Origin of the sequence: Seonamhaeicola sp., assembly GCF_028281565.1 — a bacterium.
Classification (GTDB): Bacteria; Bacteroidota; Bacteroidia; order Flavobacteriales; family Flavobacteriaceae; genus Seonamhaeicola.
Genome location: NZ_JANQJQ010000004.1, coordinates 82,803 through 106,833 on the forward strand (window position 1 = coordinate 82,803; position 24,031 = coordinate 106,833).

A 24,031-nucleotide genomic window follows, 5' to 3' on the forward strand; every position below is an offset into this window, starting at 1 on the left:
CACGTCATGCAAAAAATATGGATTCTAAGTTTGTTCTCAATGTTGGCCTTAAACTCTCAGGAACAGCCTAAAACGGTTTGGGAAGATTTTGTTTATGCCAAAAAAAATGGAACAACACCTATTTTACCCGATTTCTCATATGTCGGTTATAAATATAGTGAAGTCCCAATCCCTGATGTAGACTATAAGACATTTGATGTAACTGAATTTGGTGCTGTTCCTAATGATACGCTTTCGGATAAAAATGCAATCAAAAAAGCTCTTGAAGCTGCCGAGAAAAATGGTGAAGGTGTCGTTTATTTTCCAAAAGGGAAATACTATATAAACACATACGATGACGACTACAGCATCATAAATATCACATCCTCACGAATTGTATTCAGAGGCGAAGGCTCCGGAGAACATGGAACTATCTTGTTTTTCCAGAGAGATTTTCCTCCGGCAGACCCCAATAAACTGTGGACATGTCCTTCCGCAATAAAAGTGGCTTGTAACAAGAAAGATGAGGAAATCACAAAAGTTATTTCGGACTCTAAAAGAGAAACTTTTAAAGTAGAAGTTAAAGATGCTTCAAAAATAAAAAAAGGTGATTGGGTCATTCTAGAAGTGCAAAACAACAGTAAAGATTTGATTGAATATGACCTTCAACCGCTTACTCCGGAGCCCATATGGACATCTATCTTAAATAAGGGCGTTCAAGTTAATGAAAGACACCAGGTGGCAAATGTTAGTGGTAATACAATAACGTTTATGGAACCCATTCATTATGATGTACAAGCCAAACACAACTGGAGTTTAACGACTTTTGAACACTTAGACCACGTGGGGTTTGAAAATATAGCGTTTGAAGGCAATTGGCTCAAGGAGTTTGTTCACCACAGGTCTGCTCAGGACGATGGGGGTTGGAGTATATTACATATTTCAGATGTTATAAATTCCTGGATTAAGGATTGCTCCTTTAAGAATGTAAACAATTGTGCCAGTTTTGCATCCTCAGCGGCCAGTACTGCCCTTAACGTGACCATAGATGGCAAAATTGGACATAGTGCCATACACGCTCAAGGTTCTACGGGAATCCTTCTGGCTAAGATTTATGACAATGCTGGCATGCATCACTCTGTGGGTGTTGCCGGCGGCAGTAATATTGGAAGCGTTATCTGGCGATCTAAATATCCGCCACACACTTGTTTTGAATCGCATTCATCCCAACCCCGTTGTACCTTATTTGATAATGTAGAAGGTGGCTTTATGACCGGACGAGGTGGAGGTGCTAAATTTAACCTGCCAACTCATGGACGCTATCTGGTCCTTTGGAATTATAAGGAAACTGATGGACCGGAGTCTAATTTTGATTTTGTGGCAAAAGATTCCGATTACTGGAGGTTTGTCCCACCAATAATTGTTGGCTTCCACGGTACAGGAACAACCTTTAATAAAGACGAGGTACAGGTTTTAGAAAGTTTGGGTACTCCCGTAAAACCGGAATCGTTGTTTGAAGAGCAGTTAAAACTACGTTTAGGTAAATTGCCGGAATGGTTAGATAATATCAACGATTGAGATTATGCAACTTAGAATTTTCTTTTTGCTGACCCTAGTTTTTTCTTTTTTAAACTGTAAAAACGAAAAAGCAGTCATTAGAATTGAAGAAAGAAAACCAAATGTACTCATCGTTTTCCCTGATCAATTACGACGCTATAGCGCCGGTTTTTGGTCCGAAGTGCCTTATAAAGATTTAGCACAGGGCAAAGGTGATCCGGTTGTAACACCCACCATGGACAGGTTGGCAAAAAATGGGATTGTTTTTACTAACGCGGTTAGTAATTTCCCTTTATGTAGTCCCTACAGAGGTATGATGTTGTCGGGAAGATACCCTGAACAAAATGGTATTTGGAATAATTGCAAAGTTGGGCGTAATGAAAGTTTAAGAGATGATATTGAAACCATTCCTGACTTATTCTTCAAAGCAGGTTATAGTACGTCTTATTTTGGAAAATGTCATTGGTTAAGAAATGACCCCTTATTTGATAAAGACGGGAATTATGTAGGTTCCACAGAATCTCCCGGTGGTCATCATGTGAATCAGTACGATACCTATGTGCCCCCGGGGAAATCACGGCATAACATTGAGTATTTTTATCAGGCTTTAAAAGATGAACATTTTAACCCAAGAGTGTATTCCAATGACCCCGGTGCTATAGAAGGCAAAAAAGATGGTGAATTACACTTACCAAAAATATTTTCGGCTAAAAACGAAGCTGAAAAAATAATTGATTATTTAAGAAATGAACGGGGACAACGTGATGCTAACAAACCATTCTGTATGATCTGGTCCATGAATCCACCTCATAATCCCTGGGATGACGAGAACACCGATTTGGAATCGCTTCGCAAATACTATGACACGGACAAATTCCCTGAAATTGATAACCAATTGGTGGTTAGAGAAAACGCCGATTTAAAAGTTGCCCATTATGCACGTCATTATTATGCCAACGTCACGAGTGCCGATAAATATATTGGTCAGGTTATCAATGAGCTTGACGATATGGGCGCGTTGGATAACACCATTATTTTGTTTAGTTCAGATCATGGTGAAATGATGGGAAGCCATTCAAAAACGGGGAAGAATACTTTTGAAACAGAATCACTTGGCATCCCTTTTATTGCACACTGGCCTAAGGGCATTAAACCGGGAACGGAAGATGTTTTATTTAGTGTTCCCGATGTATTACCAACGGTTATGGGGTTGGCCGGATTACATGATAAAATACCATCGGACATTGAAGGCACTGATTTTTCGTCTTTATTGACCTCAGATAATGCAACTATTGAAAAGCCGAAAGCTGTGTTATTAATGTTAGGGAATTCTCGTGGTGTTTTAACCGACAGATATACATTATGCTTAAAAGAAAGTAAAAAATCCTGGGATAAACACGAGGTTAACACCATTGATGAAGCCTATTTTTATGATAATCAGGCAGACCCTTACCAAAAAAATAAGATCAAATTAGAAGATAACCCTGAGGTTTCAAAAACTTTATTAAACCATTTGGCAGTGCTTCTTAAACAAACCAATGATCCCTGGTTTCAGCAAAAAAAGCACAGCGATTTAATACCATACTAATAAGTCATGTCAACCTGTCCCGATAGCTATCGGGATTCAGGTTCTAATAACACCGCATAAGTAATTGGGCATGATTCTGAAGACACTTCGACTGCGCTCAGTGTGATATAGGAATTACTTTTTTAAATACTTCCTGAGTTTCTATTTATTTACACAAGTCTAATCTGTTGTAAAACTCCAAACCTGCCCAATGGCCTGTCCGCCTTTATCATCTTTTACAACTACCTTCCAATAGTAGGTTGTAGCGGCACTTAAATTAACGCTTAACGTTTTATCTGATTGATTATCTCCAACCTTAGTTGTCGGGTCACTATTGGTATCAAAATACACATCGTAGGTTAACGGATCGTTATCCACATCAGAAGCATCCCATTCTAAAGTAGTAGAAGCCGTATTTAAAGCTGCATCCAGTTGTGGAGCAACCAATTCCGGTGAAAAAGGCAAATGATTGGTTTCGCCTTCGCCCTCCGTATAAAATTGATAGGTTGACGAATACGCACTACTCGCATTTTTACTATCCACCGCTTTAACACGCCAATAATAAGCAACACCTTTTTCTAAAGTGACCGTTCTGGATGTTCCTGAAACCGTAATCGATTCTTCTATGGCGGAAAAATCATTCTTTTTTGATATCTCCAGAACATAAGAAACAGCGTCTCCGTCGGGATCCGTGGCTGCAGCCCATTTAAACTCTAAAACATTTGTGGTGCACAACAAATTATTAGTTGGATAAGTTAAGGACTCTACGGCTGAAGGGGGTTGATTTTCCTTTGGTGGGTCAACAGGATCATCATCACCGCCGCCTCCACCACTGGAACATGATGCTATTAAAATCCCTAATATAACCAGTAAACTTATTCTTTTCATACGTTTAAATTTTAGTAATTATCTATTAATAAATTAATTATAAAATTGAGAACGTATGTAACCACTCCGTTCTCACATTAAAATTTTTAAACATTCTCTTTTATGAAATAATGTTTAAAATTTATTAATGTTCGTTTCATCTTATTTATTCTTTATAATTTTAACAATAGTAGTAGGATCTTTACTTATCACTTTAGCAAAATAGATGCCCGGCGGACTATCTGCCAAACTAAGGTTGATGCTTCCATTCTCAATAACATACCATTTAGAGGATATTAGTTGCGAATGAATATTATATAGTTCTATCTCAATAGTCCCTTCATTAACAGGTAACAAAAATTGAAAATCTCCGGGCGTTGGATTGGGATAAGCAACAATACTTTTATAAAAATCGATGGTCTCCATGATTTCGCCTTCACAATCCTTAGAAGATTTTACGCTAACTATGTCACCCTGATTTACAGTTAAGGAAAGCTCCGAAGCCGATGTTTGGTATAAAAACTCACCATTCACCGAAACATTAAACGGTGGCGTTCCTTCAGTAATACTAACGGAATACGATTCTGCTTTTAAAGACGATTTCCCTGTGATATGAGTACCTTCTTTTATTTCAACACTAAAACACTGACTTTCACTTCCTCCATCTATTGAAATACATAGATCATAGGTTCCCGGATCTATATTTTCTAAAGTCTTTTCATTAGTGAACATGTAATCTGTTCCGTCAAAACTAACGATATAATCCTCTGCAAAATTAGCAGCAATAGTAACTTTTCCATTATTCTTATCCGGACAGGTCTCTGAGGTTACCGCAATGGTAAACTGTGTATCCAGAACAGACCACGGATCGCCTTCACCGGTATCTTCAATAGCATTAACACCTGCCGTCCAGCGCGTACCTCCCACTTCGTAAGCACCAATATCAGGAGCACTTCCTTTATAAGGTTTATCAAAACCCGAAATAACCTGTGCCTGATCCATTACAGAGCTTCCAACTTTCGGCATGAAGTTTTGGTTATCGGCATCTTCAAAAGGCGATTCTGAAGTAATTAAGTTATCCTGAATATCAAAGTCATTAGCAGTTTCACTAAACCAATCTCCTTTGTTAGAGAAGTTGTTATATATTTTGTTATTCTCTTGTACCCGACCATTCACCCAGGAATCCATAGCACGTTCCGCATTCCAAATGGTATTATGGTAAAAATCAAGATGTGTATTGTTCCAGTTTACCTGGTAACCGCTCCAGGACACATTCCAAACCACATTGTGATGCACCGTGTAGCCTTTGCTATCATTATCCAGGTAAATTCCAGCAGCTTTAGCTGGATCACTTGGGTTGTGGGAATAAGCAGGTGCCGTAGCATCATGAAACCAATTGTGGTGAATTTCGTTATTCTTTAAACTAGTGTTCCCTACCGTATAAAACACCCCGGAATCGCTGTTTATTCTTTGGGAAGCAGACACATCATTATAAGCTATTTCACAATTTTGACCTGCCACGTACATACCATCCCGGCCGGTATTAAAAATGGTGTTTTTTAATATTTTCATATTATCACCGCTTGATCTTATAGGAGATGCATGTATACCTACATAATCCGTGTTACTAATAATATTCCCTTCAAGCGTACAATCATCAGCAGCCCAACCGGCAATTAATATACCACTTACGGAACTGTGATTTACGGTACAACCTTTAATGATCGTATTATCTCCTAAAACCTCTATGGCAGCCTCACCCACCTGAGCGGATGTATTTGTAAGGGAATCATGGCCTTCGCTACCATGTGTTATTTTACAATTAAGAATTTCATTATTATCGGCATTATTGTGAATTTTTATACTTCCACCGAAAAAATTAATCCCTTCAATCCTGATATAGTCTCCCTGGATTTGAGCAGCAAACTTACGTGTGGCGTATTCAACTGTATTATCCGCCGGCATGCTACCATCTGCCGTTTGAAAATAAAGCACTTTTGCAGAGGCATCATAATACCATTCCCTGGCATGATCTAATGCTTCCAATTTATTGAACAGGAATAATTGCCCACGGTTATTCCCGGGATAATTTCTCCACGTTTGCGGATTATGGGTACTAAACGGCCATTTTGTAGTGTCAACAGATGTAAAATCTATCCTTGTTGATGTACTGGATGTTATGGTTCTGGTCCAACTGGCCCCGGAGTGAGCACCTAAATAATACACCAAGCCACCGGTCCAGTCTATATTTTGAATACCGCTTACTATAAAATGACTGCCATCCCCATCATCGACAGGATGACAATCTACAGTCCAACGATTATTATCCGCGTTATTTGGCCACCTGGCCAGGTCCATGTAGTTCTCATTATGGTAAACCGCTCTAAAACGACTTTCAATACCCATATCTACACTTACCTTATAAATGTTTCCACTATGTACCTGCCAACCATTTAACTTAGCCGTTGCCCTAATTTCTACATCTTCGCCATCAGCTGCTTTAAAGGTTAAATAGTTTCCAGACGTTCCGTTCTTGTTTATTATTAGTTCTTCTTCATATATGCCACCTTTAATGATACAAACATCGCCGGCAGACATCACTGATACCGCTTTACTGAAGGTTTTAAAAGGACTTGCCTCAGTTCCTGAATTGGAATCATCACCATCTGTTGCAACATAAATATTTTGCGCAGAAACAAATGAACCGATGAAAAAAAGTATAAAAAAGAGTAACCGTGTAGCTTTTTTCATATTTGCAATTTTAAGTTTCACAAAGTTAAGTCAGAAACAAACCACACTAAAATCAATCAGTACAACATATAGCTGATAATGGGTAACAAATGTTCTTTGAAAAGTTCTCTACAACGTTTAAATCCCGGTTATTTATGTTTTATTTATTAAATTCCCGCTTCAATTTTTACCTTAAGAACACCTAAAGCGACAAGTGGTTTAGCATACAACAATGAACCAACAATTTTCAGACATATTAAACCATTTCCACATTTTTGGATTATTGAATATATTTCTATTGTATATTCTCATACTGGCCTATTCAGACAAGAAAATATTACTATGGTATGGCGCTTTCGTTTTGTCTGTGGCATTGGATCTTTTTAATTATATAGGACTTTACTATCTCTATAATTATTCACCCAATTTCACCCTGGCTTATTTGCCATGGATAGGTTTTGCTCCCATAGCACTTTATAAATACACTTTGTTAAACTTGGATATTGACGGCCCTATTCATAAAAGAAATTTGCGTATAATGTTAGTAGGCTTCTTTATAATATTTGGGTATTTTATGGTCAAGTCATATTATGTACTCCTGGGTGATTTGAGCTTAAGGGAACATTTTTTCTTAACCGAATATGCTTACCCGAAAATGGAATACTTGCTTAACAACGGCATTATTATTACCATGGAACTAATAGGAATATGGCTTACGTTTTTACTTGTAAAACCTTATAAGGCGAACTTTAGAAACGACATCTATATACTATTGGTTTTTCTTCTAGTCATCACTTCATTCCATATGCTCTTTTTTATAGATGCTTTAATTTCGGAACCAACGTCCCTTATTTCGTCTCCTAACCATTTTTACCTAACCGTACTTACGGTTTTGGGCATGACCATCTCTTACAGAAAAATACTTGGTCTTAATTACAAACCGGAAATGCCAAGACAAAAAATCACCCAAGCAATCAAATCTGATAATGCCCAATTAAAAACCATTGAAGAAAAGATTTTAGCGGTTATGGAAACGCAGGAGCTTTATAAAAATCCAAAATTGCAATTAAAAGATCTAAGTAAAGCTGTTAAAATCTCTGATAATTATATTTCTGAAGTATTCACCAGGTGTCTGGAAACCAACTACTATGATTTTATAAACAGCTACAGGGTTGAAGAGGTGATCCGACTTATGAAATTAGAAACACACATGGACTACAAACTCATGGCTATAGCCGAAGAAGCTGGATTCAACTCTAAAACTACTTTTAATACGGCCTTTAAAAAAACTACCGGACTAACCCCTTCTGAATACAGGAAACAGCTTGCCAAACCTGTACAATAAAAGAATTTCTTGAAACCAGCTATCCTCGCGGGCATTTCACTTTTTTCTCTTCTGCACTAAGTGCTTCGCATTTTGACCTCAGGACCAAAAACCGAAATTCTGTTATTTAGATTCCCATTTTCTCGGGAATGACAAGTTCAACGGAAACCCGATGCAAGCATACGGGAAGTTCTTTTCAATTAAACGTTCGTTTAAGCTTAAGCGAACCTCTTTTTTTCTGAGCCAAACCCCTTCAAGCTTAAATTGTTCCTTAAACCGGCCCCAGCTCAAGTATTTTTGGCCAAACCAATTATACTAAACATGCTTTTATCAAATCTGGACCTTGTCATTCTATTCGTTTACTTATTAGGAATCATGGCTTACGGCCTTTGGATGTCCCGAGCCAAAAACAAAAATGTTTCCGATTATTTCCTGGCAAGCAAATCCTTGCCATGGTGGATTGTTGGAGGTTCTTTAATAGCTTCCAATATATCCGCCGAGCAGATATTAGGAACCAATGGCTCAGGTTATGCCATTGGACTGGCCATTGGCGGTTACGAATTAATGTCAGCTCTCACACTAATCCTGGTGGCCAAGTTTTTGCTTCCTGTATTTCTTGATAAAGGTATTTACTCCATTCCACAGTTTCTTCAGGATAGATTTGATAACCGGGTTAGAATCTGCTTCAGTTTTATTTTGGTGGTGCTCTATGTATTTGTAAATATTTCTTCGATCTTTTATTTAGGTGGATTGGCTATTTCTAACCTTACAGGTATCCCTATGTTGGCCGGTATCCTGGGACTGGTTATCTATTCAGCCAGTTTCTCCATTTTTGGAGGACTTAAAGCCGTGGTTTGGACAGATGTTATTCAAGCGTTAGTTCTATTAATTGGAGGATTGATCGCTGCAGGTGTGGCTTTAGCAGCTCTTGGTGATGGGAGCATAGTTAACGGAGCCATTAACTTATACGAATTTGCTCCTGAAAAATTTGAGATGATATTGGGCAAAGACCATGAACATTTTGATAGTGTTCCCGGCATTAGTGTTTTGGTAGGCGGCATGTGGATTGCCAACCTATATTATTGGGGCGGTAACCAGTTTATTATTCAACGGGCCTTGGCTTCTAAAAACATCAGGGAAGCCCAAAAAGGGGTTGCTTCCGCAGCTTTGCTTAAATTATTAATGCCTTTGATTGCTGTTATTCCCGGTATGGCGGCCTTTGCTTTACAGGCCGATATTGCTAAACCGGATGCGGCTTTCCCCTGGGTGTTAAGTGAATTGGTTCCCATTGGTATCAAAGGACTTGTATTTGCCGCTCTGGTAGCTGCTATTGGGAGTTCCATAAGCTCTTTGGTTAATAGTGTATCGACTATTTCCACCCTGGACCTTTACAAACCGCTAATCAAAAAGAATGCTTCCGAAAAGCATTTGGTCAAAGTTGGTAAAATTACTGCCACAGGAGCTTTAGTTATTGGTATGCTCACGGCACCGTTTTTGGGCATGTTGGATCTGGATCAGGCTTTTCAATTCATCCAGGAGTTTTCCGGGTTCATCAGTCCCGGGATTTTTGTCACCATAGTATTTGGTTTATTCTGGAAACGTACCAGTGCAAAACCGGCGCTTTGGGTAGCGCTTTTATGCGTACCGTTGTCGGTGGGACTGTTTGTTCTAACCGAATTGCCGTTCTTTTATCGTATGACTATTTCTTTTGTGGCGCTATCCACACTTATTATCATTCTTTCCTATTTCGATAGGGTAAACATTAAGGACAATATTTTAGACATCAAACCGGGTATGGTTATCCTGGGAAGTATGTTATTAATATCCATCCCTTTTTCTATTAGGGTTTTAACAGGTGATATTACACTACCCTTGTGGTTAGGCGGCACGGTGCTTTTCCTGAACTTATGTTCTTTGTATTTTATATTTAGCAACACAAGAAGCAACCCCAAAGCTATTCAAATCAATACCATGTTGTTTAAAACGGAACGATCGTTTAATGTTATGGGAATTCTGGTATTCCTAGTGCTTGCGGTTATTTACGGATTCCTTAACTAAATGTTATCTCTGATCGGCTTTGGCATATTTGGTATACACTTTTCTTCCATAAATAGCCACAATTAAAAGACATAAAAATGACAAGAAGAAAGAGTACCTCATTTCGGAAACCCCTAAAAATAACGTGTCTTCGTAACCAGGTCCTCCAAAATCTAAAATAGAACCTTGAACCAAAGGCATCAAGGCGCCTCCAACAATGGACATCACCAGAAAGGAAGACCCAAATTTGGCATCTTCTCCTTGTCCATCCAAAGCAATTCCATAAATAGTTGGGAACATAATAGAGAAAAACAAAGAGGTAGCAACTAATGAATAAATTCCCATCATACCCGGTAAAAAGATAGCTCCCAGCACTGTTGTCATACCACATAACCCAAATATCATTAATAATTTACCTGAATTTATTCTGGAAAGCAACACCGTTCCTGTTGCTCTTCCAATAAGAGAAAAAACATAGCCGGCCAATCCATATAACACAGCCGTTTGACTATCTATCCCCAGGGTTTCAGCATATTGATATACATAAGTCCAACACATAATTTGTGCTCCTACATATACCCCTTGTGAAATAACTCCAAAAGAAAATTTTGGTTGCTTCCATAAGCGTTTTACGGAATCCAAAAACTTAACCTTAGCACCGTGATGTTTACTTTTAGGCATTTTTACAACGGCAATCAAAACAAAAAATACAGCTACAACCAGTCCTAAAACCACATAAGGATTACGAATGACTTGTAAATCTGATGTTCTCACAGCCGCTTTAGCTGTTTCCGACAAGGTATCATAAATAGGTGTGACCCCGTCTTCGGCAAGGTTGTCCGACTGCAAAGATCCCAACACAAAGTTTTGCGCAATTAAAAGCCCTGCAATAGACCCCATAGGGTTAAACATCTGGGCAAATGTTAATCGCTGTGTAGCCGTTTCTTCGGCCCCCATTGCCAGGATATATGGATTGGCCGTGGTTTCTAAAAATGCCAATCCGAAGGTTAAAATATAAAGTGCCGCCAAAAAGAATCCGTAACTCTCCCAGGAAGCCGCTGGATAAAACAATAAGGCCCCAACGGAATATAAAGCCAGTCCAATCAATACCCCACTTTTATAAGAGTATTTATTAACAAATAATGCGGCTGGAATGGCCATGGTGAAGTAGCCTCCATAAAAGGCCAATTGGACCAAGGACGCTTGTTTATTTGTAAGTTCCAATACTTTTTGAAATCCCCTTACCATAGGATTGGTCATGTCGTTAGCAAATCCCCATAGGGCAAATAACGACGTGATCAAAATAAAAGGTATCAATAATTGCATACCGACTACCGGTATCTTTTTTTGCTCACTCATTTAATTTTGGTTTTTAGTGTTTGTCGGTTTTTGATTTTTTGACATAATACCATCTCTAATGCTTAATTACCCAATTAAAATGCGCCTTTTTGCGCTATACTTCAAAATAAAAATGACTCGTAGCTAAGGCTATGACTAATTTTTCTTTTTCATCTAACACAAAAAATCATCATTTTTATAAGTATAATTTAACATCAGAAATGGTATAAAAAAATACAATGCTAATTTCAAGACATTAAAATCAACATTGTATGTAATGTATGTTTAGATATTTATTTTTTTAACTTTCCGCAACGCTCAAATTTTAATTAAAAACAGCAGGCAATGCTCCCGTACTATCGGCAAAGGTCTCCACCTCAACGCCAACAGCATTCAGCATACTTACAAATAAATTGGACATATGAATGTGTTTGGCATCAAATACTTCATAGGAACCGTGTTTTAATCCCATGTTCTTACCTCCTGCTAATATCAATGGTAAATTATTGGCATTATGGGTAGAGCTACAGGCACTACCGTAAAGCACTAAGGTATTATCCAATAAGGAGCCATGCGCATCGCGGGTGTTTTTCATTCTATCCATAAAATAAGCGAACTGCTTACTCAACCACCGGTCATATTTACCTAAGCGTTCCTGGTAACCCGCTTTTTTATCATGGGTCATCCCGTGATGCCCACTTAGGTTTAAGGCTAATTTCGGGAAAGCATCACCCAAGCCCAGACCATCTTCACGTGCCATCATGTAGGTCATAACCCGGGTTAAATCGGTTTCAAAACCTAATATCATTAAATCCAGGGTGGAACGTAAATAAGCTTCTGGATCTACTGTAGCATCGGTATCTAAATTCAAACGGGACGCATCAAAATCCTTCATGGGAACGTCTAACCACTTCTCGTTGCGCTTTACCTGTTCTTCTACCTGGTTTAGCGTGGTCATATACTCATCCAGCTTGGACTTGTCATTATATCCCAAACGTTTTTTTAAGCTTTTGCTATCCTCTAATACCAGATCTACAATCTTTTTATCTTGCTGCAAGCTTTTCCGTCTTTCCTTGGTTGTGGCTCCGTTGTTAGGCGAAAAATAACGTTCAAAAATTTCACGTTGCCTATGCTCTGACGGAATGGCTCTTCCGTTAGCATCAAAGGATAAGGTAGAGGCCCTGGACTTGTATCCTACACCACCATCAGTAGATAAGGTCAAGTAAGGAATTCTGGTATGCTTACTCAATTTTTGCGCGGCCAGCTGGTCTATGGAAATGGAGTTGTTATACGTATTTCCTCTTAAATCGCCTCCTGTTAGCCATGTATCCCCTGCAATATGACCCAAAACATATCTACTATTGGGGTGACTTAAACCTCCTAAAATGGTCATGTCTTTTTTAAATGGCGATAAAGGAGCTATAGAATCAGTAAACTCATAATCCGATCCGGTCTTGTGTGGAAACCAATTCCACTGACTATACAGTTTATGGTCAGCCCCAGGCACACTAACGCCATTGGGGAAGTACACAAAACACATACGTTTGGGTTTGGCAGGGGCCTCGGCAAACTGACTTAATTTACCCATACCCATACACTCCATATAAGGTAGTAACACGGCTGCTCCAACCCCTTTTATAAAAGTTCTACGGTTTAGATGCCACGATTTTTGCATAATCCAAGTGTTTTGAAAACGATTTACTTAATATGATTTGTTCCAGAACCGATTGAAATTTATAATCGTCCTTTTTTACTGCTTCTACGATCCTGTCAATTTCTTTATCATCGGTAAAATTGACATCCCTTCCCAAGGCATAGGCATACAAGTGTTCTACTACGGACCTTGTAAAGTCATCTCTTTTCAAAGATAATATATATTCTTTAATTCCCTGAATACCATCTACTTCCGTTCCGTCAGGTAATTTTGATTTTGAATCTATGGGCCTGCCTTTAGCCTCTGTTATATATCTGCCAACGGCATCATAATTTTCAAAGGCTACACCGTAGGGATCAATTTTTAAGTGACAATCAACGCAAGAAGCTTTATTACGGTGCAATTCTAATTGTTCTTTTAAAGTTAGCTTCTCAAACCCCGGAGTTTCGGGATCTAATTCCGGGACATTTGGTGGTGGCGGAGGTGGTGGATCTCCCAAAATCTTCTCCTTTAACCAAACGGCCCTTTTAATGGGGTGCGCCTGAACCCCATCGGAATGCCCTGTTAAAAAGGCGCCTTGCGATAAGAGTCCGCCACGGTTCTTTTCCCTATTAATAACTACTGGCCTAAACTGAGTTCCCTTAACGCCTTCAACTCCATAAAACTCTGCTAAATTCTGATTGAGCATGGCAAAATCGGAGTCCACAAAGTTCATAATGCTCATGTTTTCTTTAAGCACATGATGTATAAAACTATAGGTCTCATTAGCCATATCTTCTTTTACAAAACGTGTAAAATCCGGATACAATTTGGCACTGGCGGTCATGTTTTCCAATCGGTCTACCCTAAGCCACTCGTAAGCGAAAGCTTCAATCATTCTTTTGATCTTCGGGCTTTCTACCATACGTTCTATTTGCTGTCCTATGTTGGCTTTTAATTTTCCTTGGGACGATAGTTCCGAAAGCGTTTCGTCCGGCGGTGAATTCCAAAGGAAATAAGCCATTTTAGATGCCAACAGGAACTCATCGGCTTTTATCTCGGGGCTTACCTTTTCAGGCTCTAACATATATAAAAAGTTAGGTGAGCATAATACGGCTACTAACACTTCCTTGATACTTTCTTCAAAAGTTTCAAAACCGGCTCGGGAAGCCTTCCAAAAATTAAAATACTTGTCCAATTCGCCATCAACCAAAGGCCTTCTGTATGCGCGCTCAATAAAGTTTTCCAGGACTTCGGCAGCATATAGTTCTTCATTATTCTTTTTATCGGAATCAAAGAATATAGCCGTATGGCTTTCAGGTGGCCACACGGGATAATAGGGCACTTCCAATTCTATGGATTTCACATTTAAAGGTGGGCCGTTTTCACCTTTTTGCTTAACCAAATGATTGTTCCAAAGCCCTACCATTAAAGTATTTGAAAGCTCCGTATTTTCTCCCGGATCATAAACTGGCACCGGCAAGTTTTCCAATTGCCCATAAAACTCATAAGTTTTTAAATCACCCGCTTCATTAGTGACTTCCCTGGTCACATCAAAGGTTCGGTAGTCCATACCATCATCTGTTCTAGTGGCGACAAAGGTCCTAATCGATGGGGTTAAATGGGCGTATTTCTTCTCGTTCTTTTCTGCTTCGGCCTTGAGTTCTTCGGTTAAGGTGCTTTGTCCCTCCTGAAGGGGTGTTACACGCAATTCCTTAAATCCGACAAAAAACTTCCCTCCCAAAAAGGTTTTATATGTTCCTTTTTTCAAATAGGCCAAAGACACCGGTGTTACAATTTCGGAACTATCTTTTAAGGTTTCATCCAGCTGTAGGCGTTCCTGAATTTTATTGAACTTCCCTATTCTTAAAACGAAAGATGGCATATCTTCATTTGGCACGTAAGGATGTACCAAATCTATTTGATAGAACCCGTCTTTCGGAATCTTAATATCTATATTAGCCGTTGAAAATCCGTCCACTTTCACAGGCGTCAATAAACTATCTTTTTCTACCAGATTATTATTTCCATAGGTATCATTTACAGCTGTTAAATGGATCATCTTACCTGACACCTCAGCGGGCTTATCTTCGCGCAGTTCAATTAAGCCTTCACGAAGTGCGATAGCATGTCCTTTGGAAGCTTCCACACGCAAGGCGAAAGGCCCTGATCTTGGATAGTTATTCTTAATGAGCATTTTTACATTAGGCGAAGGTCCTTGCCAGGAACGAGCGGGAACTTCTTTATGCGGTAAGGCCGAGTACAAAATCATTCCATCTTCTTCAACAGAGTACCTGTCTGATGATGACCCTCGCATACCTATCCCTATCATTTCTTTTATACTATCAGTACTATCAATATTAATTCCATTACCGTCAATCACGTCGATAATAAAATTATCACTTTTAACAGGAGCTGATTGATATCCTCCAAACTCAGCTGAAGGTTTGTCGACCCCTATATTTTTTCCGAAGGTCACCTTGTACTTTTTTGAAACGGGTTTATCCCTTTCTACAATGGCCATATCCAGGGCTTCCCTGGCAATCTTCTGATAGTAATCTAAATGCAGAGTGGACATTTGAAGTACTTCACCGTTGTTGGTAAAGCCCATTTTAGATTTCCCATCATCGGGTAAAACGTCTCCAAAATTAACTGGTAAATGCAATAACTGACTTAGTGTATTGGTGTATTGCGCTTTGGTCAATCTTCTAATGGTGGTTTCGGTTTGGCCTTCCTTTGCTTTGACAGCTTCTTCCAGGGAATTAGTAATCCAATCTACCACCATTCTACGTTCTACATCAGTTAACTGAGGTTTCTTCTTTGGTGGCATTTCACCGGAATTGATCATATCCAAAGCCGCATGCCAGCTCTCGGCATCATGGCCGTTAACCATATCCCAGTTTAAACGATCTAAACGCACATCGCCCTTTTGTTTTTTGGGACCATGACAACTAACACAGTACTTTTTTATGACGGGTTTAATATTATTAACGTAATGCAAGCCTTCTTCCGAAAGGGCTTCTTTCTCAATGGCCTCTTGCTTTAAAGCCAATGCCAGTTCCTTTTTCTCAGCTTCTTCTTCGGCTTTTTCAACTGCAGCTACTTCTTGTTTTAAATCGGGGTTCGCAGCATCCAAAGACGTAGAAATCCACTTTAAAATACTGTTTCGTTGTGCTTCGGTAAGAGGATCTTTTTCTTCAGGCGGCATGTTGCCTTCTTCAATTTCAGTGTAAACCGACTTCCACTTCTTAACATCTTCCACATTGGTAAACTTCCAACCTATATTATCCAATCTTAAATCCCCTTTTTGCTTATTATCGTTATGACACTCAAAACAATTGTTGTCCATGATGGGGTGAATGGTATCAGCAAATACCAAAGCACTGCTAACTTCTTCGGTTTTGGCCAGTTCCTTTATTTCTGAAATGATAGACTCGCTTTCTGTTTCCTTGATTCCGAAGAAGGCCTTCATGTTTTTAGGCATGTCCTTGGTTAGATAATTGGATCCGTGTGTCAGGGTACCGCCGTAATGTCCGGCTACCGATAATAAGATCACATTGACCAAAAGCACACCTCTATATACCTGAACATATAATTTTGATTGCCCATAAGCCCAAAGTCTGTACACTAACAACCAAACACATATGAAAGCGGTTATCCAGCCCAACCATTTGTGATAGGACAAAATTTGATCATTATAACCTCCGCTTGATGCCAAAAAGAACCCAAAAACAGCTGCCGGAATAAAACTAATGGCCGTAAACCAAAGCAACACTTTACCGGCGCTTTCTAAATCTAATTTAGGGGAAACAAGACTCACTATTTCCAATACCAAAACCCCTATCAAGGCCCCAATAGGCACATGCAGGATTAAGGGATGGAAATTACCAAAGTATGAAATGAGTTCATTGGTATGACCTTCACTTATTGGAAACACCAATAGGCTCACCAAAATAAGCGTAAAAGCTGCTGCAATGGAAATGGTTACTCTCATAAATTTTTCTGACTCCCAAAAAGCACATTTCTAAAAAAAGCAAGTCCCTGCCGGTTAAGAATATGTGCCTGAGCATAAAATTACTTAAAAATGCAGATGAATACCATCACATATTGTTCAATTTTTATCAATTATGATTCAAATTAAAAGTTGTTACTTTATATAAATCAAGCATTTAATCTGTAGCATTGCTCATTTGCTAACAAGTAAATCTATTGAAAAAATCCATCAATATTTTTTTTGCAAAGGTTTTGCACAACTTTTGCACAACTATATTTTTACTGTTTGGGCTTTAAATTTTTGATTATGAAAATAACATCGGCCTCGTGCCTCCAGGGGCGTTCATCCCAGAATCCATATTTATGCTTAAAGACTAACTTTTCTTCTTTTGAGAATTCTCCCGTAAGGGTATTAAACCACTGTCGAGTCGCATTCGAGTAATCAAACTCGGCATCCAGTTGTCGTTTTATATCATCAGAATGCACTTCTTTAGGAATGTATTGCATCACGACGCCTTCCTTATAATTGGTTAGGTTATATGACCTAACATTATATTTGGTTACAGGTTCAAAGTTTTCAAAGTTTACGGTTTTAAATAAATCCCGCATGTATTTGAAATATTCGAACTTGGGTTTGTAGACATCGTCCGGTTGCTCAAAAGGATTATGGATAATAGCGTTCCAGGAGGTTCCCTGCCAATAATAGGTAGTATAAGTTCCGGCAAATAAACACAGATAGTTTCTTCTTAAACAGGCTTCGGCATTGCTATAACCTCCGGGAAAGATCTCATAGGGTGATTCTTCATACCCGCCATGTTCAATGTTGAAAATGGGCTTATCAGGAAACTGTTTATAAGCACTTAGCATACTTTCATGTAGCGATAATTTCCAATCCTGAGTAGAAATAAAATCTACTTCATCTTTATATTTTCTACAAAAACTATAAGCATGAACAGATAACAAACGATCATAACTATCTAATTCACGTGTACGTTTAGTTCGCTCTAAAATATGTTCAACAACATTTTTATTTTGAGCAACCGCTATCTTGTTGGTTGCTTCTTTTGATACATCCCAAACTATATTAGGAAATGCCTGATATCTTTTAATTACATGATCGTAGTACATATTATCTGCTTCAGACCTAGCTTCCGGCCAGGCTACACGCTTATTCCATACGTAAATCATTAAATGGCTTATGATTTCATGTTCGTGCATTTGAGCGACTACCTGATCGAAATGTTTAAAGAAACCCATATTCAAGGCACTATAATCCGGATTACTGTTAGAACCTAGAAACGGAAAAATATCTTCTCGTTCGCCATAATTATGCTCCGGATGTTTCAGCAAGTTTTTATCCCTTACCCAATCAAAATCCAAACCATAGGCATATACGTTCATCACAATTTGATTGAAACCGTTCTTGTTTAACAGGCCTAGTAAATGTTTGGTTTTGGGCAAATCTTTATTACCATAATCCAGGGCGTATAACCAATCGCACTCAAAGGCTAAATTGAAGTAATGGGTCCCATCCTCATAAAAGAAATGTCTTTTATTATCGTCGCTTAGAACAATGCCTCCATGCCGATCTTTTTTCTGATTTTGAGTGATATTAATTGCCCCCTTCTTCCCTTTGAGACCTTTAATATCCGACTGAATCACAAAAGACTTTTTTCCGGTATTTGAACTGGAATACCGGAACACCCACTCGTTACCACCGTTATAAAAGAGCGGGACTTTTTGCTCACCTTCTTCTGATCTAACCATAGCATAAACCTCCTGTTGGAATGGTTTTTCAACCTTTTGTTTTGCTATATACACCAAATCATTGACCTGCCATTGTTGGGAGGTAATGGTTCCCGGAGCCTTCCAGACTTTAATTTGGGCAAATCCCAATGGCCCCAATAACAGGGCCCATACTAAAAACCGAGTCATTCTGTTCATAATAGTTCTAATCTAAATATTTGACATAGGTATAATAGACACCGTATTTTTTTTTGCCTTCTATAAAATCGGTAACCAAAAGTGTTTTCCCCTTTTGAAGATACACCTTAAAGGTCACAGCCTCATCTTTTGATTGAATGTCTTTTTCAATCATTTGATTGGCAATACGGATCCTGACTTTATGGGGGTTGATTGTTTTATAATCGTATAAATTTTTCGGATTCTCTTTTGGAATGCCAAGGATGGGTCCCGGACATTCTTTAGGCCATCGCATGCATGAAATTAGATACTCCCCGCTTTGTTCGATTTTTAAAGCATAGGTATTATTGGTATTTTTCATACCGGCTGAGACCTGTTCCGGTTTCCAAATACCACCATCTTCACCAATGGCGTGTTGAATGGTTAACTTGATTTCTTTTTGAGCGGCATTACCAACTCCATGTATAGGCAGTTCGTGGTACTCCGGATTCTTTTTGGTCTCCTTTAAAAACCTCATATTGTCCTTTAAGAGTTGTCTTACCAACTCCGGATATTCATTGACCACATTGTTCTTTTGTTTGGGATCCGCCACAATATCGTAAAGTGCCTTTCCATTTATCAAGCGCCACTGGTCTTTCATGATGCAGGTTTCGGAAACATCCTTTGGCTGTCGCCAATCTTGCCTATGATGCACAAAAACGGACCGTTCCGGCAAATTGGCATTCACATTGGTCAATACCGGTGAAAAATCGATACCATCAAGTTTTGCTTTTCTGGGTAAATTAAGATTACACATTGATGCCAACGTAGGTAACAAGTCTACATGAGCAGCCAAATTATGTATATCCTTTCCACCCTGTACATTACCGTTAGGCCATCTGATAAAAAATGGTACAATATGCCCACCTTCCAATTTAGAACCTTTGATACCTTCAAAACCTTTATTATAGCCTAGTTTCCCATCCGGGCTGTACCCGAACCTAGTACCATTATCGCTCATAAAAATGAGGATAGTATTATCCAATAAGTTCTTTTTCTTTAGAAACTTATAGAACCTGCCAAAATTCTCATCAATGTTGGCGATCATGCCATAAAGATTGGCATCAATGATCTTATCGCTTTCCAAATGTTTATAGGGCTCAGCATACTTCGGGTCTACAATCAAGGGATCGTGTGGTGCATTAGTTGGCAAGTACACAAAGAAAGGCTCCTCTGCGTTTTTATCAATGAATTTCATGGTTTCATTAAACCAGACATCCGTGCAATAGCCTTCAAATTGTTTGGGTTCGTTATTTACATAAAACACATCATCAAAATAACTGTTCCCCCAGTAATCGGATAGTTCGCCTACACCACCTGCCAAATGATGAACAGCCACATCAAAACCACAATCCGTTGGCCTGGTTGGATAATTATCCCCTAAATGCCATTTTCCAAAAAGTCCTGTTTTATAACCGTTTTGTTTAAACACTTCAGCCATGGTAATGGCATTTTCAGATAAAGCATCACGCCCCTTAAAGGTGGCCCAGGCACCGTTATTGATTGGATATTGCCCCGTCATAATAGCTGCCCTGGTGGGTGTACAAAGCGGACTTACATGAAAGTCAGCCATTCTTACGGACGCTTTGTAAAATGCATCCAGATTAGGTGTTTTTAACCAGGGATTCCCATAACAGGACAAATCCCCTATACCCTGATCATCTGTTAAAATTAAAATGACATTTGGACGCGTTTTGGTTTGGGCAAACATCCAATTGTTTACGGCCAACACCAATAGCAATAACAAAACCTTTATTTTCATTAACTCGTAGCTTTTAAGAATTCACAAATTAGTCATAAAACCTGTACAAATCCATTATATATGGCCTTAAAACTACAACTTATGACAAAGTCTTTTGAAGATTGAAACTATACAAAGCTTATACCTGAATTTTAATATAATGGGATTGTTATTATTTTTTATCAAACCCCATATTGCCTTATTTGTCCTTTAGCCGTTGTTTTAAAAACATGGCATGAAGTTTTTTAAGCATTTTTGGATGTTGTGATGCTATGTTTTTAGACTCTTTGGGGTCATCATTTAAATTAAACAATTCCCACTCTTTAATTTGAGGTTCTCCGGTACCGTATTTCACAATTTTCCAGATAATCATTTTTTGTTTTAACCGCCAAACAAGAAACTACCGCTAACGCAAGAACAAGTGGTAAAGCATTTAATCTCATACCTTTGCTTTAAAGATCTCTACCGTAATCCCACCCTTTGCGTGGTACCGGCCCACTAACATATTTATTCAGCTCCGGCCTGTTGGTAATTCCTTTTTCAGGGTCCCATTCTATTCTCCCGCCAACTTTAGCCGCCAGGACACCTAATAACATCATTACCGTAAACGGTGATGCGAAATCAAAATTCGCCCCTGGCTCCGGTCCTTCTCCTTTAATGGCTCTTATCCATTCGGCAAACGGCCCACCCTTAACACGAGGATATTTCTCGGTCGGGAATCCTTTGGCTTCAAAAGCCAACATTTCCTCTTTATTAGCTAACCTTGGATTGTTCGATCTTACATCGGTATACCCTACCGTTTTATCCCCATAATAGAGAGTTCCTCCACCGGGAAGTTTTTCATCCCATGTCCACGCTTCAGGCTTTTCTGGTCGAAACGCTTTGCCTCCCGGACCATTATACCAATAGAAAACGCAGGGTGCTTTACTTCCACGTTCCTTAAATTCCCAACGAACCCGATTTCCATCAGGGCACATCCATGCATTGCCCCCAACTTTTTCTTCTAATTCAACAACCACAGGTTCATAGAGGTCTAAAATAAACACCGGTGCATCTGAAATATGCGGCATCCAGTCGCCAAAAATGCCGTTACCAAATTGATTATACGCTCTCCAACTTTTTGGGTGATAGAACTTGTGAAAGGGGGTGTCTGCAGGCCTTGGCCCCAACCAAAGATCCCAATTTAAATTATCGGGTATTGGGTGTACTTCAGGGGGGAAGGTTTTCATTTTATGCCAGTACCCGGCTTTTCCCGGATATTCCTTTTCAAAATTTGGTCCCGGTCTCCAGGAGTGTACTTCTCTAATTTGTCCAAATACATCGGCTTCATACCATTCTTTCATTTGCCGAATACCATCAAAGGTATGCCCTTGAACTGCCATATTAGTAACTACGCCGTATTTTGCCTTAGCTTTCTGAAGTGTTTGCGCTTCCCATATACTATAAGTCAGGGGTTTTTGGGTACAAACATGCTTACCCATTTCCATAGCGTGCATAGTTGCCACAAAATGCGTATGGTCCGGCGTATTAATACACACCGCATCAATCTCTTTATCCATTTTATCCAACATCTCACGAAAATCTTCAAACTTCTTTGCTTTGGCAATTTCAGGATGCTTATCTAAATGTTGACCGAACATATTGGAGTCAACATCTGCAATGGCCACAATATTCTCGCCTTTACAGCCCGCATAGGCCATTCCTGCAATATTACCTGCACCAATCATGGCAATATTAAGTTTACTATTTGCGCTGGTTCCGAGCTTTCCAATGCTATACGAAGGCAAGATCACCGCTCCTGCTCCTGCTGCCGCAGCGTTTCTTATAAATTGTCTTCTTTTCATCTTATTAATTTTAATATCTAGTTAGGTAAGAACCCTTTATTTACTTTTTTAAGTGCTTTTTCAAACCGGGCCACTACATTGGGATTTTCATTTGCGACATTAATAGTCTCATTGGGATCTTTATTATGGTCAAATAACATGACTTCCTGTTTGTCTTCTTTTTTAAAAACGGCCATACGGTAACGATCATCACGCATACTAATAATATTGCGCCAATAGCTATGTACCATATCTTTTCCCTTGGCTTTTGGATTATCAAGGATTGTAACCATGCTTTGACCGTCCAGGCCTTTGGGTTTTTCTACACCCGCTAATTCACAAATGGTTGGATAAATATCCACCGATGCCACCAATGCATTGGTTGCTATTCCCGGTTTTTTCATGTCTGGAGTTTTAACAAGAAAGGTACTTTTAAGAGCACGCTCAAAAGTGCTATGCTTCCCCCAAATGGTATGCTCTCCCAGATGCCAGCCATGGTCGCCCCAAACTACAATGATAGTATTTTTGTCCAATCCTAAGTCTTTTAGCTTTGTCAATACTTTACCCACCTGGGCATCTGTATAGGTTACCGACGCGTAATAGGCACGTCTTACATTTTTGGCGTATGCATCAGTTAACCGTTTACCTGCGCCTCCCGCTTCCGGATGTTCATACTGTCCGAAAAACTCTGAACTATCGTGTAAAAATGCATTGCTCACGCCTTGTGGTACATCTGGATTTGGGGATAATTTTATATCATCTTCATTGTACATATCCCAGTATTTTTTAGGGGCACAGAACGGTAAATGGGGTTTAAAGAACCCTACTGCCATAAAGAAGGGTTTATCTTTTTTAGCAACTTCCTCTAAAGTTTCTACGGCCTGATTTGCCAACATGCCATCTGGATAGTTTTCATCGGGAACATCTAAAAATTCATACGCCAATCTTTCCCCTTTCCCTCTCGTTCGCCCATTGGCATAAGCATGCAACAGCCCATGGTTCCATGGGTTATTTGGATCGAAAACAAACTTATCCCAACTATGAGGCAGTTCTAAACCACCTTTGTATTGTCCACTGGCCTGATGGCTTATTTTACCCATACCAACAGTGTAATAGCCATTTCTTTTCAGATGATGAATAAATGTTTCGGGGTATTCCGGCTCCGGTTTACCTGCCAATTGTTTTGCCAGGCGCGGATGGGATATGTCACTAATGACCGTCAGGTTTTTACCTGTTAGCATACAGGCCCGGGAAGGTCCGCAAGTAGGCACCTGCACATAGTGACGATTGAACAACCTACCCTGAGATGCCAGTCCGTCTAAATTGGGGGTTATCATTTGCTCATGACCATAGGCTCCTAGCTGAGCCCTCAAATCGTCAATACTTATAAATAAAATATTAGGCTTTTTGGCTTCCTGACTAAATGTTAATTGTCCTGCTAATAAAACAACACCAAGAATAATTGATCTATTCATATTCA

14 protein-coding genes are annotated in these 24,031 nt (G+C 39.2%); 4 read left to right on the forward strand and 10 right to left on the reverse strand.

Translation table 11 applies throughout. The features are described from left to right. Window positions 1-6 precede the first annotated feature (6 nt). On the forward strand, window positions 7-1,557 hold the full coding sequence (locus Q0983_RS00795; RefSeq protein ID WP_299547266.1) for a DUF4955 domain-containing protein: 1,551 nt from the start codon (window positions 7-9) through the stop codon (window positions 1,555-1,557). A gap of 4 nt (window positions 1,558-1,561) precedes the next feature. Beyond that, window positions 1,562-3,124 carry a sulfatase gene (locus Q0983_RS00800; protein ID WP_299547270.1) on the forward strand — a complete coding sequence of 521 codons (1,563 nt, stop codon included), beginning with the start codon at window positions 1,562-1,564 and terminating at the stop codon, window positions 3,122-3,124. A 159-nt stretch (window positions 3,125-3,283) separates the two neighbouring features. Here Q0983_RS00800 and Q0983_RS00805 read toward each other — a convergent pair whose 3' ends face one another. Both Q0983_RS00805 and Q0983_RS00810 read right to left on the reverse strand, forming a co-directional pair. Next, window positions 3,284-3,991, reverse strand: a complete 708-nt coding sequence (locus tag Q0983_RS00805) for a SusE domain-containing protein (protein ID WP_299547272.1) — start codon at window positions 3,989-3,991, stop codon at window positions 3,284-3,286. Window positions 3,992-4,132: 141 nt separating this feature from the next. Continuing rightward, window positions 4,133-6,721, reverse strand: coding sequence for a right-handed parallel beta-helix repeat-containing protein (locus Q0983_RS00810; RefSeq protein WP_299547275.1), 2,589 nt, complete (start codon window positions 6,719-6,721; stop codon window positions 4,133-4,135). Window positions 6,722-6,932: 211 nt separating this feature from the next. Here Q0983_RS00810 and Q0983_RS00815 point away from each other — a divergent pair, with 211 nt between their 5' ends. Continuing rightward, complete coding sequence (locus Q0983_RS00815; protein WP_299547278.1) at window positions 6,933-8,045, forward strand: helix-turn-helix domain-containing protein; 1,113 nt, start codon at window positions 6,933-6,935, stop codon at window positions 8,043-8,045. Between the two features lie 300 nt (window positions 8,046-8,345). Then, the gene (locus Q0983_RS00820) at window positions 8,346-10,082 is read left to right on the forward strand and encodes a sodium/solute symporter (protein ID WP_299547281.1); all 1,737 of its coding nucleotides are present in this window, start codon (window positions 8,346-8,348) and stop codon (window positions 10,080-10,082) included. Between the two features lie 3 nt (window positions 10,083-10,085). On the opposite strand, the gene fucP is transcribed toward Q0983_RS00820, so the two are convergent. The 8 genes from fucP to Q0983_RS00860 form a co-directional block, all read right to left on the reverse strand. Beyond that, window positions 10,086-11,420, reverse strand: a complete 1,335-nt coding sequence (gene fucP, locus Q0983_RS00825) for an L-fucose:H+ symporter permease (RefSeq protein ID WP_299547284.1) — start codon at window positions 11,418-11,420, stop codon at window positions 10,086-10,088. 304 nt (window positions 11,421-11,724) lie between these two features. Next, window positions 11,725-13,074, reverse strand: a complete 1,350-nt coding sequence (locus Q0983_RS00830; protein ID WP_299547287.1) for a DUF1552 domain-containing protein — start codon at window positions 13,072-13,074, stop codon at window positions 11,725-11,727. After that, window positions 13,046-17,026 (reverse strand): DUF1592 domain-containing protein, encoded by a 3,981-nt coding sequence (locus Q0983_RS00835; RefSeq protein ID WP_299547290.1) that lies wholly within the window; start codon window positions 17,024-17,026, stop codon window positions 13,046-13,048. The genes Q0983_RS00830 and Q0983_RS00835 overlap by 29 nt, the downstream gene beginning before the upstream one ends. A 278-nt stretch (window positions 17,027-17,304) precedes the next feature. Next, complete coding sequence (locus tag Q0983_RS00840; RefSeq protein ID WP_299547293.1) at window positions 17,305-18,960, reverse strand: DUF4038 domain-containing protein; 1,656 nt, start codon at window positions 18,958-18,960, stop codon at window positions 17,305-17,307. Between the two features lie 16 nt (window positions 18,961-18,976). Beyond that, entirely contained in the window at window positions 18,977-20,749 is a 1,773-nt protein-coding gene (locus tag Q0983_RS00845) for an arylsulfatase (RefSeq protein ID WP_299547296.1), read from the reverse strand. A 178-nt stretch (window positions 20,750-20,927) separates the two neighbouring features. Then, window positions 20,928-21,101 carry a hypothetical protein gene (locus Q0983_RS00850; protein WP_299547299.1) on the reverse strand — a complete coding sequence of 58 codons (174 nt, stop codon included), beginning with the start codon at window positions 21,099-21,101 and terminating at the stop codon, window positions 20,928-20,930. A gap of 79 nt (window positions 21,102-21,180) precedes the next feature. Beyond that, entirely contained in the window at window positions 21,181-22,572 is a 1,392-nt protein-coding gene (locus tag Q0983_RS00855; protein ID WP_299547302.1) for a Gfo/Idh/MocA family oxidoreductase, read from the reverse strand. A 17-nt stretch (window positions 22,573-22,589) separates the two neighbouring features. Further along, window positions 22,590-24,026 carry a sulfatase gene (locus Q0983_RS00860; protein WP_299547304.1) on the reverse strand — a complete coding sequence of 479 codons (1,437 nt, stop codon included), beginning with the start codon at window positions 24,024-24,026 and terminating at the stop codon, window positions 22,590-22,592. Window positions 24,027-24,031 lie beyond the last annotated feature (5 nt).

Bases quoted from the DNA above. Each gene is read 5' to 3' on its own strand.
- Q0983_RS00830 (WP_299547287.1), bottom strand. From the start codon at position 13,074: ATGCAAAAATCGTGGCATCTAAACCGTAGAACTTTTATAAAAGGGGTT.
- Q0983_RS00850 (WP_299547299.1), bottom strand. From the start codon at position 21,101: ATGATTATCTGGAAAATTGTGAAATACGGTACCGGAGAACCTCAAATT.
- Q0983_RS00845 (WP_299547296.1), bottom strand. From the start codon at position 20,749: ATGAAAATAAAGGTTTTGTTATTGCTATTGGTGTTGGCCGTAAACAAT.
- Q0983_RS00840 (WP_299547293.1), bottom strand. From the start codon at position 18,960: ATGACTCGGTTTTTAGTATGGGCCCTGTTATTGGGGCCATTGGGATTT.
- Q0983_RS00815 (WP_299547278.1), top strand. From the start codon at position 6,933: ATGAACCAACAATTTTCAGACATATTAAACCATTTCCACATTTTTGGA.
- Q0983_RS00810 (WP_299547275.1), bottom strand. From the start codon at position 6,721: ATGAAAAAAGCTACACGGTTACTCTTTTTTATACTTTTTTTCATCGGT.
- Q0983_RS00835 (WP_299547290.1), bottom strand. From the start codon at position 17,026: ATGAGAGTAACCATTTCCATTGCAGCAGCTTTTACGCTTATTTTGGTG.
- Q0983_RS00855 (WP_299547302.1), bottom strand. From the start codon at position 22,572: ATGAAAAGAAGACAATTTATAAGAAACGCTGCGGCAGCAGGAGCAGGA.
- Q0983_RS00795 (WP_299547266.1), top strand. From the start codon at position 7: ATGCAAAAAATATGGATTCTAAGTTTGTTCTCAATGTTGGCCTTAAAC.
- fucP (WP_299547284.1), bottom strand. From the start codon at position 11,420: ATGAGTGAGCAAAAAAAGATACCGGTAGTCGGTATGCAATTATTGATA.
- Q0983_RS00820 (WP_299547281.1), top strand. From the start codon at position 8,346: ATGCTTTTATCAAATCTGGACCTTGTCATTCTATTCGTTTACTTATTA.
- Q0983_RS00800 (WP_299547270.1), top strand. From the start codon at position 1,562: ATGCAACTTAGAATTTTCTTTTTGCTGACCCTAGTTTTTTCTTTTTTA.
- Q0983_RS00805 (WP_299547272.1), bottom strand. From the start codon at position 3,991: ATGAAAAGAATAAGTTTACTGGTTATATTAGGGATTTTAATAGCATCA.
- Q0983_RS00860 (WP_299547304.1), bottom strand. From the start codon at position 24,026: ATGAATAGATCAATTATTCTTGGTGTTGTTTTATTAGCAGGACAATTA.